This window comes from Pseudoalteromonas aquimarina, from assembly GCF_049257255.1.
In the GTDB taxonomy this organism is placed as follows: domain Bacteria; phylum Pseudomonadota; class Gammaproteobacteria; order Enterobacterales; family Alteromonadaceae; genus Pseudoalteromonas.
Genome location: NZ_JBMMUG010000001.1, coordinates 504,700 through 521,762, shown reverse-complemented (window position 1 = coordinate 521,762; position 17,063 = coordinate 504,700). Strand labels below are relative to the sequence as shown.

The following is a 17,063-nucleotide window of genomic DNA, read 5'->3' as shown; positions in this document are numbered from 1 at the left end:
TTACTGCACGCTAATTTTATGTATTCCAGCCTCTGATGCGATGATCAACTCATTTTGCTCAGTCGCACCTGCCAATAGTGACTTACCATCTTTTGTCACAGATTTTTTTATTTGGTTATTACTGTAAGTTAACCACACACCACCGTTTGCAAGTAAAACCGCTTTATTACCCACAATTTCAATATCATTAATTGATGCTGTAGTGTCAGTGTCTAATTGTGTCCACTGTTCACCGTCGTCACTGACAAATGCAGTGCCACGTAAGCCCGCGACTAAGTACTGGTCGTTCAGTTTATTAAACGCAAAAAATGAACCAGCATAGATTTCGTCACGTCTTTCCCAAGTTTTTCCTAAATCAGTGCTTGTAGCCATAAGGCCTAGCTCACCTACTAGCCAAAGCGTATCACCGTCAACAAAAATACTATTAAAATGCGGTAAAATTGACTGAGTTTCGATTTGGTAACTTTCTGGATCGGATTCTTTTAATTCATTTAAGTAATTACGGTCATCTTCAAATAAAAGTGAATCGTAAAATTCTCGTGTCCACGATATACCACCATCCAACGTGCGATAACTTAAACCATAAGCACCAATAGCCAAACCGTGGTTTTTATCAAAGAAAATAATATCTAATAATGGCTTATCAAGTTCTGGCAGATATTGCTGAATTTGCCAGTTTTGACCACCATCTTGGGTATATAAAATCGTAGCATCATGACCTACAGCCCAACCATGTTGGCTATCAACAAAATGAACTGCTGTTAACAGACTTTGAACGGGTGAGTTTGCCTGTTGCCACGTATTCGAATCGTTACTGAAAACAATATTACCCCACTTACCAACAGCAAGAGTTGCCTCGCTGGTACGCGTAATATCTGTTAATAGATTTTGCGCCGCTAATTGAGCGGGAATTGCAGGTTGAGGTAATACTTGCGCAATAGCGCTAGTCGCCAAAAGTGAGCCGATTAAAAATAGATAATTTTTCATATATGTAGCGTTGTGAGAAAAACGGCCCTCGCGGGCCGTATTATTTATTAACGTCGACCAGAACGACGTAAGGCGTTAGAAGTAAACTCAGTGTCTTTGAACATCTCTTGGAAGTCATACATCTTCTCTTCGTTATCTAAGCCAATTGCTAGGTAACGACGTGAGTTAAGATCGTGATATACATCCAAAGTACTCCAATGAGTTGGTACTTCGTAATAGTTCACACCGTGAGCCATTGCTACACGATATAGTTGGTCACGGTTATCGTAAAGATCCGCAACATGGATTTGCCAGCTGTCTTCATCAATGAAGAACACGCGTTTCTTATAAATATGACGCGTACCTTCTTTAAGATTTGCTTCTACAACCCAAACACGGTGCTTTTCATAACGTACGTGTTCTGGATTAATATGGCCAGGCTTTAGAATGTCATCATATTTAAGCTCATTGCTGTGAAGCTTGTAGCTGTTATATGGAATGTACATTTCTTTTTTACCAAGTAATTTCCAATCGTAACGATTTGGTGAACCGTTAAACATATCGAAGTCATCAGTAGTACGTAAGCTGTCAGACGCTGTACCTGGTGCATCATAAGCAACATTTGGCGCACGACGAACACGACGTTGGCCTGTGTTGTATGTCCAAGCTTGGCGCGGTGTTAATACTTGGTCCATTGTTTCATGAACAAGTAAAGCCGTACCTGCAAGGCGAGCTGGTTCAGTAACTTCTTGTTTGAACTTAAACAGAATATTCGATTTCTGTAATGATTCAGGTGTTGCATCTTGCTCTGAATACTTAACAAGAAGCTTCTCATCAAAACCAACCATATTGTAGTCACCGCTAGCAGTAGGTGCTGCTTGGCCACCATAACGTTTGATTGATAAACCACGGTAACGAAGAATATGGTTCCAAATCGCTTCTAAACCTGTCTCAGGAATAGGGAATGGAATACCGATAGCGGTATTTTTAATACCATTACCTTCTTCTACCAATTCAGCCGTAGTTGCATACTTTTTCGTTGCATCATAGATGAACTGAGGGTATGACGCACTTCGACGTGTTTGGTAAATATTCATTTTGAAACTTTCTGGATAAGCTTCAAACATTGCGATTTGACCTGGTGATAAAAGCTCTTTGTACTGTTCTAGATTCGATTTATCGATAGTAAAAAGCACTTTATCATCTGCAAATGGATCTGGGTGGTGATCGCCAACTTTGTAATTGTCAGGCGCTTTTGTAATACCACCTTCCCAAGAAGGGATTGAACCATCTGCATTACCCGCTTTTTCAGCACCTAGTGGTGTTAAATCTTGACCTAAGCGAGCAGCTTGTTCAGCTGAAATCTTAGCAACTGCCGATGATGCGCTAAACACACCAATTAAAGCAAGCGCTACTAGGGTAGGTTTTTTAATCATATTGTTACCCTTAAATTGAATACTTGATATTAAATGAAACATAATCACGATCTGCTAAGCCATTTGCGCTACCGCCACCCCAGAAACTATTGTAACCAAAGTCAAACGACCACTGGTTTTGATAGTTAAAGTTAAGGTTAACAGAAGCAGACATACGGTCTTCAACAAACAGGAACATTGGATCCGGCGTTGTACCATTTACGTCGTGTGCAAAAACAACACGCGGAGAGAAGTTAACACCTGAGAATAGGTTGTTATACTCACCTTTCGCAACTAAACGGTAACCCCAAGATGTTGCAGAGCCAAACTGATTTGTTTCCGGACCATTAGAAAGTAATAAATGAAGTGCAGTATAGTCACCTGCAGGACCTTGCATTACACCACTACGCGCAGTACCAGGCGTGTTTAAACGTAGTTCATCGTAATCAGGCATATCCTGGATATGCACACCACCTACTTCACCTAGCACCGCCCAACTATCAGCACCAAGTGATGGGCCGAATAAATGCGTTAAGCTAAATTGAAGTTGTGCTGAATCACGAAGAATATAACCTTGCGCTACTTCACCAGGTGATACCGTTTCAACTTGTGAAATACCCGCAAACATGTCTTGACGTACCGCATCTGGTACACCTGGGTTTGCAAGTTGCTCAGCCATACCTGCGTATAATAACTCTACGTCATCGATTTGTAGTGGCTCGTCTTGACGATAAGTAAATTCACCGGCAAACGCTGTTTCACCAATCGCAGTGTTCCAGCTGAATGCATACATTTTGATATCTTCTGGATATTCAAGCTGTGCTTCAGTGAAACCTTTTAAGTTAGTGATGTTATCAGCAGTAATTGTGTTGTTAGCAATATACGCTAAGTCATGACCAATCGCTGCACCTGTAAAATCTGACGCTTTACCTGAAATTAATGGGCGGCGACTATGATAATTAACATAGTAGAAACCAAACTCAGTTTCATTAAGTTCTGGCGAGAACCAACCTAGCTTCAAACCATATTGACCTGAATCTTTTGGCTCTTTCATGGCTTTATCGCCATTGGCTTTAATTGCAACTTTCGTTGGGTGAGCAAGATACATACTTGCAAGTAAAGACTGTGCTTCAGCGCTTGAAGGATCCATACCTTGTGCCGCTAAAACTTGACCCCACTGAGTGTACATATTGTTAAGTGAATTTGTTAAATACGCTAAATCAATATCAGGATTAGAGGTAAAGCCTAATTGAACGTTGTTCGCATTACCATTAACTGCAGCAAAGTCATTTGTAGATAAATAAGTACCAGCAACAGGTAGGCGTGTTTCATGCCATTGATATTGATAGAACATTTCAGCTGAAACGTTTTCAGTAATACCTAATGAAGCCCAAAGCATACCCACAGGGATAAACGCTTCTTTTACTTCAGCACCTGGTGCTTTTAAACGGTCAATATCAACTGGGTTAATATTAATACCGTGAGAAATTAACGCACTTTCACCCCAGTTAACTACTTGTTGACCTAAACGGATTGAAAGCGGGTTGTAACCTTCGTTTAAATCAAAATCTGCATATACAAATGCATCTAATAAACGAAGATCTTTACATACTAATTCTTCTGATTCTTTATTTGCACATGGATCTACACCTTGACCTGACGTTGGGTTTTTATATGCTAAGTCAGTATCATTCAGTGCAAAATCATAGAAGTACATAAAACGCGTAAAGAAACCAAAGTTGTCTTTGCGAATTTCTAATTCATGTGTGCCCTTTAATAACTGTGAAAAAGCTTCACCACTATCAAAGTTTAAGTTACCTGCATCACCATTATTCGAGTATGTACCTGGTTGTGACCAGATATCACTTGATGAATAAATAGGGTTTAGTGCTGGGTGATAACCAGTCCAATCAAAGCGAGGATGATTAGATTTACCGATTTGATTATCAAAATCACGGTCTTCAACACGGTAGCTTGTACCGTATGAAAAAGTAGAGTCAAATTGTATTTCAAAACCACCAACTTCAAATGATGCGGCTGAAACAGTTTGGCTTGCAAGTGCCATACACGCAGCTGTAACACCTAAAGCCAGTTTGTTTTTGACAAAAAGAGGACTTTTTATCATATATATTCCCCCTATGGCGGGCTGTTTTGTTATCAAGTTATTGTTTTTAGTATGCTTGTAACGATAGAAAGCAATTCATAAAATTACAAGTAAAACATGAGATATCGCGAAATCATTAAAAAATGATTACATATTCACTCTTGTTATTAGATATTCTACTTTCTAATCACATAGGTAAGACATCTTACCAGTTAAATAATCGAAATGAAAAGTGCTTATGCTAAAGAACTTAAAAAAGTTCTTAAAAAAGATGGAAACATTAGGTTAACAAAATGTTTTTAAAGTATTTTTTCTATAGAAATAAATTTATTTTCAGCAGTTAAATGGATACGAAAACGCCCTTTTATACCCAAAGAAGAAATAAAAGGACGTAATTTTGAAGCATCAAAGCGGATTGTTTTACCGCAATCACTCAATACTTGCACTTGAGTGTAATGGCCCTTGTAATAGGCCATACACTCATCGTAATTGAGATTTATTGAAAAATAGTAAGTTTTACTCACCATTGAGGGCATTACTCACCTTTTCAAACAAATCTGGACTCAGATCAGCAATTGCTGCTAAACGCTGTAATTGTTGCTTAGCGTTATTTTGCCGTTCAATTGTATGGCGTTTAAAACTTAGCAAAGGCGTAATTAAACGAGCAGCATTTTGTGGATTAATTTTATCAAGTTTAATCAATAAATCGGTTAAAAGTTTATAACCTGAGCCATCAATCGCATGAAAAGCTTGTGGATTGAACATGCAGTAACTCATCAACAATGCACGGACACGATTAGGGTTTGTTATATCAACCTCTCCACTATCAAACATCTGTGAAATTGTATTGGTTACATGCTCAGTCTTTAATCGACCAATTTGTGCAAGCCACTTATCAAGAACAAGCACATCGTGTTGCCACTTCTCTTTGAATCGCGCTAAGAAGTTTGAGTGTGATGCATGTAGGCTATCGCACACAGCATTAAGCGCATTTAAACTATTGGTCATATTCGTATTTTCGAACTCACTTTCAAGTTCACTTGAAAGTAACTGCCAATCAGTGAGCGTTAGATAACCAAGCAAACACCCTTTTAGTGTTCGAACGCCAACGCTATGAGCATCTAAACCACCAGTTTCAGAAAGACCGTTATATCGCTCGACAAGTGAGTCTTTTAATAAGTTAGCTAATGTTGATTTTACAGACGCCAATTGTGCACATATCTCATCAACAGGAATTGTGTCATACGTTGCAGCAATACTGTCAAAACTAGGAAGTGTGATTAATTCACTTAGTAAAGAAAGATCCGACACTTCTGATGCGAGTAAATATTCAAATAAATCTATGATTGCTTTTGGTAATTCTTCGCCTTTATCAATTGTCTCTTTTAAACACACAATCATCAGACGTTGCATCGCATCCCATTTTGAGAAATCACTACGTGCGTGTTTAACTATTAAAATCAATTCATTTAGCGATTGCTCAAACACAACTTTACAAGGCGCTGAAAAATCTTCTAAAAATACAACTGATGAATCGGCATCAATATTTTCGAAAATAAACTGTTGTGTTTCTTGCTTCAGACTTACCACATTACCAATTAACTCACCATTAATTTGCAGCGGCTGTGAAACCCCTTCAGGAGAGATAAGTTCGATTGCAAGCGGAATATGAAGCGCTTGTTTTTCATTTTGGTCTTGCGTTGGCGCAGTCTTTTGCGACACAGTTAATGTTAATGACCTATCCGACTCATTATATTCACGAATGACTGTTAACTCTGGCGTGCCAGATTGACTATACCACTTTGAAAATAAGCTTAAGTCAATGTTTGACGCATCTTGCATTGCGCTCACAAAATCATCACACGTTGCTGCGGTACCATCATGACGTTCAAAGTAGAGTTGCATGCCTTTTTGGAAATTAGTTTCGCCAAGTAAGGTATGCATCATACGGATCACTTCTGATCCTTTATCGTAAACAGTAACCGTATAGAAATTATTCATCTCGATTACTTTATCCGGTCTAATCGGATGTGCCATTGGACCTGCATCTTCACTAAACTGAGGACCGCGCATTACTTTAACTGCATCAATTCGGTTAAGAGCACGTGAACCAATATCAGAGCTAAATTCTTGGTCTCGGAAAACCGTTAACCCTTCTTTTAATGAAAGCTGGAACCAGTCTTGGCAAGTAACACGGTTTCCTGTCCAATTATGGAAATATTCATGACCAACAATACTTTCAATGGTGTGATAATCTCTATCTGTTGCAGTTGCTTGGTTGGCAAGTACACATTTAGAGTTAAAGATGTTTAATCCTTTATTCTCCATTGCACCCATATTGAAGAAATCAACAGCAACTATCATGTAAATATCGAGATCATATTCAAGATTAAAACGCTCTTCATCCCATTTCATTGCACGCTTAAGCGATGCCATTGCATGATCTGCTTTACTCAAGTTGCCTTTATCTACAAATAACTCAAGTAACACATCACGACCAGAACGTGTCGTAAATTTATCTTGTAAAACATCAAAATCACCAGCCACCAAGGCAAATAAATAGCTCGGTTTATTATACGGATCTTGCCACACATTAAAGTGCCTTCCGTCAGCAAGTTCGCCACTGTCAATTTTGTTGCCATTTGAAAGCAAGTGAGTGAACGATTTATCTGCAATAACCTTAACGGTGTATTTTGTTAAAACATCAGGTCTATCTTGAAAATAGGTGATTTTACGAAATCCCTCTGCTTCACATTGAGTACAATAAGCACCATCAGATAAATATAACCCTTCTAACGATGTGTTGTTTTTTGGGTCTATTTCCGTTTCGATATGCAGTTCAAATTCTGCAGGTAAATTCTTTAATAAAATACCCTGCTCAAACGTTTCATATTCAGTAAAAACATCGCCATTTACATTGATACAATGCAGTGTTTGATTGACACCATCTAACCACAGCTCACTTTGCGAAGAGCCCACGCGCTTATACTGTGATTTTTGTAATACACGTGTTTGTGTAGGCTGTAAATCAAACTCTAAATACAGTGAATCAACTAAAAATTCAGGCGCTTTATAATCTTTACGATACTTAGCTTGGTTAGTTGAAATATGTTGATCGCTCATAAAATTTACTCTACTAAGTTATGCTTCACGAGATTGAACGTGTTTCGGCTCTAGCTTTAAAATTTTAATGCCGAAATAGGCATAGATAACCGCTAGCACTGGATTAATTAAATTGAAAAACGCATACATTGCATAATCTAATGGGCTAATTAAAAGCACGCTTTGCATATATGCACCACAAGTATTCCATGGGATTAATGGGCTTGTAATGGTACCGCCATCTTCTAAAGTGCGTGATAAATTCACATTAGCAAGACCACGTTTTTCATACTCTTCTTTAAACATACGACCTGGCATAACAATCGCCATATATTGGTCAGCAGCAATTAAATTTGTGCCGATACAGGTAGCTATTGTTGATGCGATAAGTGAACCTGTGCTTTTGGCAATTTTTAAAATACCCGAAACAAACACTTTTAATAGGCCTACTTTTTCCATAACCGCGCCAAACATCAAGGCACAAATGATCAACCAAGTAGTATTAAGCATGCCAGACATACCGCCACCGCTTAGAAGACTATCCATTTTTTCATCACCAGTTGTGATGCTAAAACCATTAAAAAATGCAGCCCAAACCAACTTAAAGGTACCGACAAATTGATTTACACCGCTCTCAATTTGATTTGCGATTAAATCTTGTTGAAATAATAAGGCCCAAATTGCACCTACAAAGGCACCAATTGCAACTGCAGGGAATGCAGGCATTTTTTTAACTGCAAGCGCCAATAACACCACTAGTGGAACTAACATTTCAATGCCAATATTGAAGTTTTGTAACAAAATACCTGAGATTTCTTCAATGCGCCCTTCATTTGGGATCCCTTCCGCATTGAAACCCATCACTAAGAAAATAATCAAAGCAATAATGAAGCTCGGTACGGTGGTCCAAAGCATGTGATGAATATGCTCAAATAAATTACTACCAGCAACCGCTGGTGCTAGGTTAGTTGTCTCAGAGAGCGGGCTTAATTTATCACCAAAATAAGCACCTGAAATAACAGCACCTGCCGTAACAACTTGGTCAAGCCCAAGTCCGGTTGAAACCCCAAGTAATGCAACACCGATTGTGGCTGCTGTAGTCCAAGAGCTACCAATACTTAGCGCTACAATGGCGCAAAGCACACAACTTGCAGCATAAAACCAATGAGGATTTATTAGTTGCAGGCCATAATAAATTAATGACGGAACTGTGCCTGATAGCAACCAAGTACCAATAAGCGCACCAACCATTAATAAAATCAGTACGGCGCCTAAAGAAATGGTTATACCTTTAACCATGGCTTCTTCGAGTTCATCCCATTTAAAGCCATTTTTTAAACCAATTAAAACCGCAATTGCTGCAGCAAATAATAAAGCTATTTGGTTAGGACCATACGATGAATCATCACTGTATAAATAAACGGATGTGCCAAGCAGTAGCACTAAAACGCTTATTGGAATTAAAGCGTCTAAAAAGGTCGCTTGTTTTACTTGCTTCACAAAGATACCTCAAATTGTTGTCATTATTTATCAACTTTATATCACCTAAACGGCAAAGTGCTGACATTTCTTATTTTTAGTTTTACATAAAAAAGCGCCGACTTTGTGAAAATCGGCGCTTGCTAAAATCATTGCTAATTAGTGTTTAGCGTAACGGCCATACTTAATAAAATCTGATGTAATATGCACCGCTTCCTCAAGTCCAGGATCAATTTCATCCAGTACATCAGGTGCATCATCTAAAGATGCAATCGGGTCTAAGCCTAGTCGTTTTAAGCGTTCATTTGCACGCGCTAATGCTTTAACTTTATCTTCTTCACGTTGCTTTTCACGCTTAGCTTTTACTAACGTCACTGAATCACGATCTTTCTCTTTTTGATAAACTGCTATGTCATCATTAAGATAGATAAATTCAGGTTCAGCTGCGATACGCTCTTTGTGTTTATCCGTTAAAAACGTAATTGCTGGTGATAAATCATCAAGTTTTGAATAATTCGCCTTACGAATATGATCCCAAGGCAATGCATTATCTTCCTGACTTTCACCCCACTCTGCAGGGTCAATTGGGCTTGGGAATTTAATATCTGGGATCACCCCTTTGTGCTGAGTACTGCCACCATTAATGCGATAAAATTTTGCAATTGTGTACTGAACACTACCTAGTGGGTTTTCAAATAAATCAAACGCTTTAGTTAGGCTTCTGTGCTGCTGAACTGTGCCTTTACCGAAAGTTTGTTCACCAATAATTACAGCGCGCCCGTAATCCTGCATTGCTGCTGCAAAAATTTCAGAAGCAGATGCACTATAGCGGTCTACCAGTACCGTTAAAGGGCCATCGTAATAGGTAACACCATCACGGTCTTTTTGTTTTTCAACTTTACCATTGATGTTATGAATTTGAACTACCGGGCCTTTATCAAAGAACAAGCCTGATAATTGTGTTGCTTCATACAGTGAACCACCACCGTTACCACGTAAATCGATAACAATACCATCGACCTGTTGCTCTTGTAACTTGGCGAGTTCTTTCTTCACATCTTTAGAGAGGTTATTGTAAAAACCAGGTATTTCAATCACCCCGATTTTTGTATCAAGCTCTGAATAAACTGGCTCAAATACACTAGATTTAGCAGCTTTATCTTCTAAACGAATCTTATCACGTACAATCACAACTTCGTGTGGCGTACCGTGAGAATCAGAGCCTTTTAAATACTGTAGGCGAACCTTAGTACCTTTAGGACCTTTAATAAGGTCTACCACGTCATCTAAACGCCAACCAATTACATCAACAAATTGGTCTTGCCCTTGCGCAACCGCAATAATGCGATCATCTGACTTAAGTTTTTCAGTTTTCGACGCCGGACCACCTGGCACTAATGAACGAATTACAGTGTAATCTTCATCAACACCTAAAACAGCGCCAATTCCTTCCAATTCAAGCTGCATATCTTGCTTAAATTGCTCTGCACGGCGTGGCGATAAATAAGAGGTATGAGCTTCTATGCTTCTTGCGAACGAGTTCATCGCAATTTGATACGCATCTTCACTATTAGTTTGCGAAATACGTTTAAGAGTATAACGGTAACGCTTTTTTAGAATTTCTTGAATATCTGGCCATTCTTTGCCAGTAAGTTTCAAACGAAGTGCATCATATTTAACACGTTGACGCCAGATTTCATGTAATTCCTTCATAGTAGTAGGAATCGCAGCATCTTCGCGGTCAAAGTAATAATTGTCTTCTTTATCAAACGTCATTTCTTTATCGAGTAAAGAAAGTGAGTATTCAAAGCGTTCAAAACGGCGACGCATATTCAGGTTAAAGATTTCAAATGCAAAAGACATATCGCCTTTTATTAACGCATTATCAATCTCATACCTGAAATGTTCAAATTTAGCCAAATCTGATTGCAGAAACAGGCTTTTGTTACTGTCGATTGACTCTAAATAGCGGTCATAGATTTGGCTAGATAAGTCATCATCTAATCGAATAAGTTTGTAGTGTGAGCGAGTAAATAAATTTGTTATTCGCTTGGTTGCAGCAATATGCTGTATTTCCTGTTTTAACTCAGGTAAATTTTCAATGCTAATTGTATCGGCAGAAGCAAATAAATTTGCTGAAAATAGCGCTGCCGCCAGTGGAATAAGCTTAAACTTCTCACTCATACACTGTCTCCTTATACGATAAATAGACTCTCTGCTTTAGTTTTCACCTGCATGCCAGTAACTAGCACCACATGAATGTCTTCCTTGTTCACTTCAGTGATTGTGCCTTTAACTAAAGCTTGGCCAAGTTTTACTTTAACTTCAGCGTTCACTTTAATATCACCTGAAGGTAGCGCTTCTACTTTGTTTGAACGGCGAACAGGTTTGTCTTTATTAGTGTTACTAGAATTAAATTTAGTTCCTTTTGCAGCATTTTTATCAGCAAAAGTCCCTTTCTTTTTGTAAGATTTCTTTTCACCCGCATTACGAGGAGCTGCTTTCTTACGTTTTGCAAGCTTTGCGCGGCTTTCTTCTAGTGCCTTGTTAGCATGCTCTACGTGCTCTTCTTCTACTTTTTCAGCATCGTTACCATCAAGGTCAATACGGAACTCATGTTTTGTAACTGATTCAAGGTAGCGCCAGTTTGAAGTGTATTTACGAAGTGCTTGACGCACTTGTGTTTTACTTACACGTTCATCGCTGTCGATACGCTCAGCAATATCTTTAAAGATACCAACCTTTAACGGCTTAATACCGTCCTTTTCTTTAAAGCAGGCTGGAAACTCTGTGTAAAGGTAATTTAATACCTCTTTAATGTCTTTTAGCTTGTTAGTAGAGTCCATGTGTTTAACCTTAAGTTTAAATCTCTTCGTCTAAATTGTTTTCCAATTGGTTTGCCACATAATGTAACACCCAATCGATTAATTCTTCATGCTCGGCATCTAGAATCGCGGTATCACCACGCAAATGTTCCCAAATGCCTTCAATAATTCTGTCTATTGTCTCAGCGTCTGCTTCATCTGGAAGCGCTTGCCAAGCAATGTGAATAAGTTCATTAAGATTTTCAGCAACAGCTTCTTCTTGCCCTTCCCAATCACCTACTTGATCAATGCCAAAAAGGTAATCCTGAACACTCAACCAATCTTTCATATTAAAGATACTCTTTAAGTGAAGACATGATAAGCTCCAAACCCGTTTGGTCATCTTCATCGAAGCGATTCAAGCTTGGGCTATCAATGTCTAATACACCTATGTATTGACCATCTTTAATAAGTGGAATTACGATTTCAGAATTCGAAGCAGCGTCACAAGCAATGTGGCCTTCAAAATCGTGAACATTTTCGATACGTAATGTTTGTTGTTTTTCAAATGCAGTACCGCAAACACCTTTTCCAATCGGAATACGCACACATGCTGGATTACCTTGGAAAGGACCTAGTACAAGCGTGTCGTTTTCTAATAAATAAAAACCAACCCAGTTGATGTCTTCTAGTGCGATATTTAATAACGCACTAACGTTTGCAAGGTTAGCTATCAGGTTAGATTCATCTTCAATCAAAGCCACTACTTGATTATTTAAACTTTGATATAAGCTTTCTTTATTCATTATTTGGAAAAGTTAACAATTCAATATTCACAAAGCTTAAAGGTACTCTTTCAGAACAACAAATGAAACCTTTTTAAGCTAAAAAAAGTGAATATCGCGAAATATTCACTTTTTTGTTTACTATTTATTCGCCTGAAAAACTAGATTCGTTTTTTTTGTGTCATTATAAAAATACCCGCAGCTAATATTGCCATTGCAGTATTAACAATAAACACTTGTCCCGATGCCACATTAAACATAAAACTGAATAGTGCACCACCAAATAACGCGGCTGTGATTACAGCAGTATTATTGGTTTTACTACGTTTTATTAGAAATAAATATAAAGGCACAACACAAATTGCCATTGTTAAACCAACAATATGCGCATTTGCTACTGCACTTAACAGAATTGAAAAGAATAGTTTGCTATTACCACCTTCCAGTGTAATGACATAATAAGCACCGATTAAACACCCAATAACGAAGGGTGAGAAAAGTGAATAAGCAATGCCTTTAAGAATTGTTTTTTTATCCATAACCGAATCACTATGTTTAAACACAGCTTTAGCATGGCAAATAAGGATAAAATAGATAGTAGACTTAAGTATAGGAAGAAGGTGGCGGAGAGATAGGGATTTGAACCCTAGATAGGCTATTAACCTATGCCGGTTTTCAAGACCGGTGCTTTCAACCACTCAGCCATCTCTCCGCAAATAAAGAAAGTGGCGGAGAGATAGGGATTTGAACCCTAGATAGGCTATTAACCTATGCCGGTTTTCAAGACCGGTGCTTTCAACCACTCAGCCATCTCTCCGCAGCGGGGCGAATATTAGGGGATTCGATTTCACTTGTGAAGCTTTTTTTTCAATATTTTGTTTAACCGCACAATAATCAGCCAAAAAGTACAATATCCACACAACTCTCACCCCTTTAATTATTTTGTTTAATTTTTTGAACTAAATAGCAGCTATATGCGTTCTAATAAAGGTAATAGAATTGCTACCCATGTTGTTAATTGATATGCTGTTTGCAGTTCTGAAACCTAACAGGAATGCGTTTCAATTTAAGGAGTTATTTATGAGCTTTAACCATACGTACTCGTCGCCAAAATCGGCGCAATCAGTACTTGAAACAAACAAAGTATTACGCAACACCTATATGTTACTTGGTATGACTTTACTATTTAGTGCAGTTACAGCAGGTATTTCTATGGCGATGCAATTACCTTATATGATGGGTTTGGTATTTAGCATTGGTGGACTAATCACCCTATTCGTTGTTAACAAAAAAGCAGACAGCGCATCAGGGTTACCATGGGTATTTGTGTTCACTGGTTTAATGGGCGCAGCACTTGGCCCAATGCTTAACCACTACGCGGCAATGCCAAACGGCCCAATGCTTATCATGCAAGCACTTGGTTCTACTGCATTAGTGTTTTTTGGCTTATCTGCTTACGCAATGACAACTAAAAAAGATTTTTCTTTCTTAGGTGGTTTCCTGTTTATCGGGTTGCTAGTAGTTATCGTAGCAAGCCTTGTTAACCTATTTATCGGTAGCAGCATTGCTTTCATGGCGATTAATGCCGCTGTTGTATTCATTATGTCTGGCTTAATTTTATTTGATACTAGCCGTATTATTAATGGCGGTGAAACAAATTATATTCGTGCAACGGTGAGCTTATACTTAAATGTATACAACCTTTTCACATCTATCTTGCATCTTCTAGGTGCAAATAATGACTAAACTGTAAAAGTTTAATAAAATAAGCCCCGTATATCGGGGCTTATTTTTGGATTAATTTTGGCATCTATCATTATTAGTTATCATGCGAACGTCACCTCACATGATAGTTTGCAACATCTAACTCGCTTTATTAATAGTGCAATAACACTTGGGCATACAATTAAAGGCGTATTTCTTTATCAAGATGCTGTTTTTCACGCAAGCGAACATTTTTCACTGCCGAGTGATGAGTTACAAATTATGGATGTTTGGCATTCGATTGCTAAGTTAGGCATCAAACTTACCCTATGTGTTACAGCAGCTGAAAAACGTGGTTTAGCGATTTCAAATACACACCCTTTTGAAGTTGCCGGTCTTGCTGAATTTGCAATGGATGTTGCTCAAACAGATAAATGGGTACAAATTAAATGAAGTCATTTTTAGTTATTTGTAATGAGTCGCCTTTTGTCGATGCCAGATTAAAAGAAAGCCTTGATATGGCACTTATTTTCGCAGCCATTGATCAAGAAGTTAGTTTGCTTCTGCAAGGCAATGCCCTATTCGCTTTACTTGCTGGGCAATCCATTGAAGATTTAAATATTAAGAATTACCTTAAAGCTTTTGGCACATTAGCGCTTTATGACATTGATCATATTTATGTATGCGCACAATCACTAAAGGATCTTGGTATTAATGAATCTCAATTTGCTTTTGATGTCGTTGCATTAGATGAAAATGCTAAGCGCACCCTACTTTTAAAACAACATCAAGTGGTGACCCTGTGATCCTTCATGTATTTAACAAACCTTTATCAGAGTATATTCAACAACAGCTGATCATCGCTGATAATGATAGCATTTTGCTTATATCAGATGCGTGTTACAGTGCGTCACATTTTACATCTCAATACAATAGTTGTGATGTTTATGCCCTTGAAACTGACATTAAAGCGCGCGGCATTGAACATCCAACAGTAAAACTTATATCTGATGAACAATGGGTAACACTTATTGTTCAAAGTGAACAACACATAACTTGGTAAAAACAATGAGTTATTTAATTGATGGTAAAACCATTGAAACCGATAAAGAAGGTTATTTAAAAGTCCAAGCAGATTGGAGTGAACAACTCGCAGAACAGATAGCACAACATGAAAATATTGAACTCAGCGAAAATCACTGGGAAGTTGTCAACTTTGTGCGTAATTTCTATTTAGAATTTAACACCAGCCCCGCGATACGGATGTTAGTTAAAGCAATGGCAAAACAACTAGGCGAAGACAAAGGAAACAGTAAATACCTGTATAAGTTATTTCCAAAAGGCCCTGCCAAACAAGCAACAAAAATTGCTGGTTTACCTAAACCTGCCCGTTGTATATAACCAATAATTTAGATACAAAAAAAGCCAGCATGTTGCTGGCTTTCTTATTCGTACTTAAATTATACGATATCTAGTAACTCAACATCAAAAATAAGTGTTGAGAAAGGTGCGATTGACGCACCAGCACCACGCTCGCCGTATGCAAGGTCGTGTGGTACATATAAACGCCATTTTGAACCAACAGGCATCATTTGTAATGCTTCGGTCCAACCTTTGATAACACCGCCAACTGGGAACTCAGCTGGTTGACCACGGTCGTAGCTGCTATCAAAAACGTCACCGTTGATTAGCGTACCATGGTAATGTGTACGAACAGTTGAATCTGCAGTTGGTTTCTCACCTTCACCAGCAGTTAACACTTCGTATTGAAGACCTGAAGCAGTAACAGTTACTTCAGCACGCTTTGCATTTTCTGCAAGGAAAGATTCGCCTTCAGCCGCAAGTACTTTTGCTTCTTCTTCACGACGCTTTGTGATTTCAGCATTAATTTCTTCAAATGCTGCTTGAATCGCAGGGATCTCAACTTGGAAATCAGCACCAGTGTAAGCATCTTTCATGCCTTCGAATACTGAATTTAAGTTTAAACCTTCGAATGGGTTTGATTTTAATTGCTCACCCATTTGTAGGCCGATACCGTAGCTTGCTTTTTCTGCATTTGAATTAAATGTGTCTGACATAATCTCTATACTTTAATTAAGTTATAAAAATGCCAGTCTAACATAGTTAGGCATCACTTGTTACCGCAATTACTGACTTTTGCTCTGCATTGTCTCAAGCTTACTTTGTGCAAGTAGCGCCATAATTGAAATAACGGCATTTGCTAACAATAATGACCATACTGCGGACAAGTCATAAGAAAATACCGTTGGCAATAATGCCGAAGCACAGCCAATCATAATAGAAAAAAACAAACGTTGATCAGCTTTGAAATATTTACGTGTCGTTTGCGCAACCAGTAAATTAAAAATAAAAAGACCAAGGTAGCTTTGCCAAATCAAAATCAATGAATCAACTTTCACAGTGAAGTAGTCAGTAAGCAGTAAAATACCTTGTTGAAGTACCAGGCTATAAACAGCGGCAAAAAAGAAAATAAAAAGTGCTGTCTTCGCTTTATTATTCATAATCAAACTCCAAAACGAAAAAAACCGCCATAAAGGCGGTTTTGGGAATGAGGTGGCGGAGAGATAGGGATTTGAACCCTAGATAGGCTATTAACCTATGCCGGTTTTCAAGACCGGTGCTTTCAACCACTCAGCCATCTCTCCGTTGTTGGGGCGCATATTAATGAGTTCGGATCACGTTG

Annotated in this window: 18 protein-coding genes and 3 tRNA genes; 5 read left to right on the top strand and 16 right to left on the bottom strand. The window is 38.3% G+C overall.

The window, feature by feature from the left end; genetic code table 11:
• From AAEU29_RS02415 to AAEU29_RS02355, 13 genes are all read right to left on the bottom strand, one after another.
• Complete coding sequence (locus AAEU29_RS02415) at positions 1-987, bottom strand: WD40/YVTN/BNR-like repeat-containing protein (RefSeq protein WP_421971899.1); 987 nt, start codon at positions 985-987, stop codon at positions 1-3.
• A 47-nt stretch (positions 988-1,034) separates the two neighbouring features.
• On the bottom strand, positions 1,035-2,402 hold the full coding sequence (locus AAEU29_RS02410) for a DUF1329 domain-containing protein (protein ID WP_421971898.1): 1,368 nt from the start codon (positions 2,400-2,402) through the stop codon (positions 1,035-1,037).
• 10 nt (positions 2,403-2,412) lie between these two features.
• The gene (locus tag AAEU29_RS02405) at positions 2,413-4,506 is read right to left on the bottom strand and encodes a DUF1302 domain-containing protein (protein ID WP_421971897.1); all 2,094 of its coding nucleotides are present in this window, start codon (positions 4,504-4,506) and stop codon (positions 2,413-2,415) included.
• Between the two features lie 278 nt (positions 4,507-4,784).
• A complete protein-coding gene (locus tag AAEU29_RS02400; protein WP_421971896.1) occupies positions 4,785-5,012 on the bottom strand; it encodes a DUF2835 domain-containing protein in 228 nt (75 codons plus the stop codon).
• Complete coding sequence (gene pepN, locus AAEU29_RS02395) at positions 5,002-7,608, bottom strand: aminopeptidase N (protein WP_421971895.1); 2,607 nt, start codon at positions 7,606-7,608, stop codon at positions 5,002-5,004. The genes AAEU29_RS02400 and pepN overlap by 11 nt, the downstream gene beginning before the upstream one ends.
• 18 nt (positions 7,609-7,626) lie before the next feature.
• The gene (nhaC, locus tag AAEU29_RS02390) at positions 7,627-9,087 is read right to left on the bottom strand and encodes a Na+/H+ antiporter NhaC (protein WP_421971894.1); all 1,461 of its coding nucleotides are present in this window, start codon (positions 9,085-9,087) and stop codon (positions 7,627-7,629) included.
• A gap of 138 nt (positions 9,088-9,225) precedes the next feature.
• Positions 9,226-11,250 (bottom strand): carboxy terminal-processing peptidase, encoded by a 2,025-nt coding sequence (gene prc / locus AAEU29_RS02385; RefSeq protein ID WP_421971893.1) that lies wholly within the window; start codon positions 11,248-11,250, stop codon positions 9,226-9,228.
• Between the two features lie 11 nt (positions 11,251-11,261).
• The gene (proQ, locus tag AAEU29_RS02380) at positions 11,262-11,912 is read right to left on the bottom strand and encodes an RNA chaperone ProQ (RefSeq protein ID WP_421971892.1); all 651 of its coding nucleotides are present in this window, start codon (positions 11,910-11,912) and stop codon (positions 11,262-11,264) included.
• A gap of 16 nt (positions 11,913-11,928) precedes the next feature.
• Complete coding sequence (locus tag AAEU29_RS02375; protein ID WP_372767125.1) at positions 11,929-12,219, bottom strand: hypothetical protein; 291 nt, start codon at positions 12,217-12,219, stop codon at positions 11,929-11,931.
• Between the two features lies 1 nt (position 12,220).
• Complete coding sequence (locus AAEU29_RS02370) at positions 12,221-12,676, bottom strand: free L-methionine (R)-S-oxide reductase MsrC (protein ID WP_421971891.1); 456 nt, start codon at positions 12,674-12,676, stop codon at positions 12,221-12,223.
• A 140-nt stretch (positions 12,677-12,816) separates the two neighbouring features.
• Complete coding sequence (locus AAEU29_RS02365) at positions 12,817-13,194, bottom strand: hypothetical protein (protein ID WP_274762592.1); 378 nt, start codon at positions 13,192-13,194, stop codon at positions 12,817-12,819.
• Between the two features lie 82 nt (positions 13,195-13,276).
• Positions 13,277-13,367, bottom strand: a tRNA-Ser gene (locus AAEU29_RS02360).
• A gap of 14 nt (positions 13,368-13,381) precedes the next feature.
• Positions 13,382-13,472, bottom strand: a tRNA-Ser gene (locus AAEU29_RS02355).
• Positions 13,473-13,735: 263 nt separating this feature from the next.
• Here AAEU29_RS02355 and AAEU29_RS02350 point away from each other — a divergent pair.
• Genes AAEU29_RS02350 through AAEU29_RS02330 form a run of 5 tightly spaced genes read left to right on the top strand, consistent with a single transcriptional unit; the run spans position 13,736 to position 15,760 of the window.
• On the top strand, positions 13,736-14,401 hold the full coding sequence (locus AAEU29_RS02350; protein WP_421971890.1) for a Bax inhibitor-1/YccA family protein: 666 nt from the start codon (positions 13,736-13,738) through the stop codon (positions 14,399-14,401).
• A gap of 57 nt (positions 14,402-14,458) precedes the next feature.
• Positions 14,459-14,812: a DsrE family protein gene (locus AAEU29_RS02345; protein WP_421971889.1), complete on the top strand. Its 354-nt coding sequence runs from the start codon at positions 14,459-14,461 to the stop codon at positions 14,810-14,812.
• Complete coding sequence (gene tusC, locus AAEU29_RS02340; protein ID WP_421971888.1) at positions 14,809-15,165, top strand: sulfurtransferase complex subunit TusC; 357 nt, start codon at positions 14,809-14,811, stop codon at positions 15,163-15,165. The genes AAEU29_RS02345 and tusC overlap by 4 nt, the downstream gene beginning before the upstream one ends.
• Complete coding sequence (tusB, locus tag AAEU29_RS02335) at positions 15,162-15,422, top strand: sulfurtransferase complex subunit TusB (RefSeq protein ID WP_421971887.1); 261 nt, start codon at positions 15,162-15,164, stop codon at positions 15,420-15,422. The genes tusC and tusB overlap by 4 nt, the downstream gene beginning before the upstream one ends.
• 5 nt (positions 15,423-15,427) lie before the next feature.
• Entirely contained in the window at positions 15,428-15,760 is a 333-nt protein-coding gene (locus tag AAEU29_RS02330) for a TusE/DsrC/DsvC family sulfur relay protein (RefSeq protein ID WP_421971886.1), read from the top strand.
• 59 nt (positions 15,761-15,819) lie between these two features.
• Here AAEU29_RS02330 and bamJ read toward each other — a convergent pair whose 3' ends face one another.
• From bamJ to AAEU29_RS02315, 3 genes are all read right to left on the bottom strand, one after another.
• Positions 15,820-16,437 carry a BamJ family beta-barrel-assembly machinery protein gene (gene bamJ / locus AAEU29_RS02325; RefSeq protein WP_372767111.1) on the bottom strand — a complete coding sequence of 206 codons (618 nt, stop codon included), beginning with the start codon at positions 16,435-16,437 and terminating at the stop codon, positions 15,820-15,822.
• Between the two features lie 69 nt (positions 16,438-16,506).
• Positions 16,507-16,881 (bottom strand): hypothetical protein, encoded by a 375-nt coding sequence (locus AAEU29_RS02320; protein ID WP_421971885.1) that lies wholly within the window; start codon positions 16,879-16,881, stop codon positions 16,507-16,509.
• 53 nt (positions 16,882-16,934) lie between these two features.
• Positions 16,935-17,025: transfer RNA gene (locus AAEU29_RS02315), tRNA-Ser, on the bottom strand.
• Between the last annotated feature and the right edge of the window lie 38 nt (positions 17,026-17,063).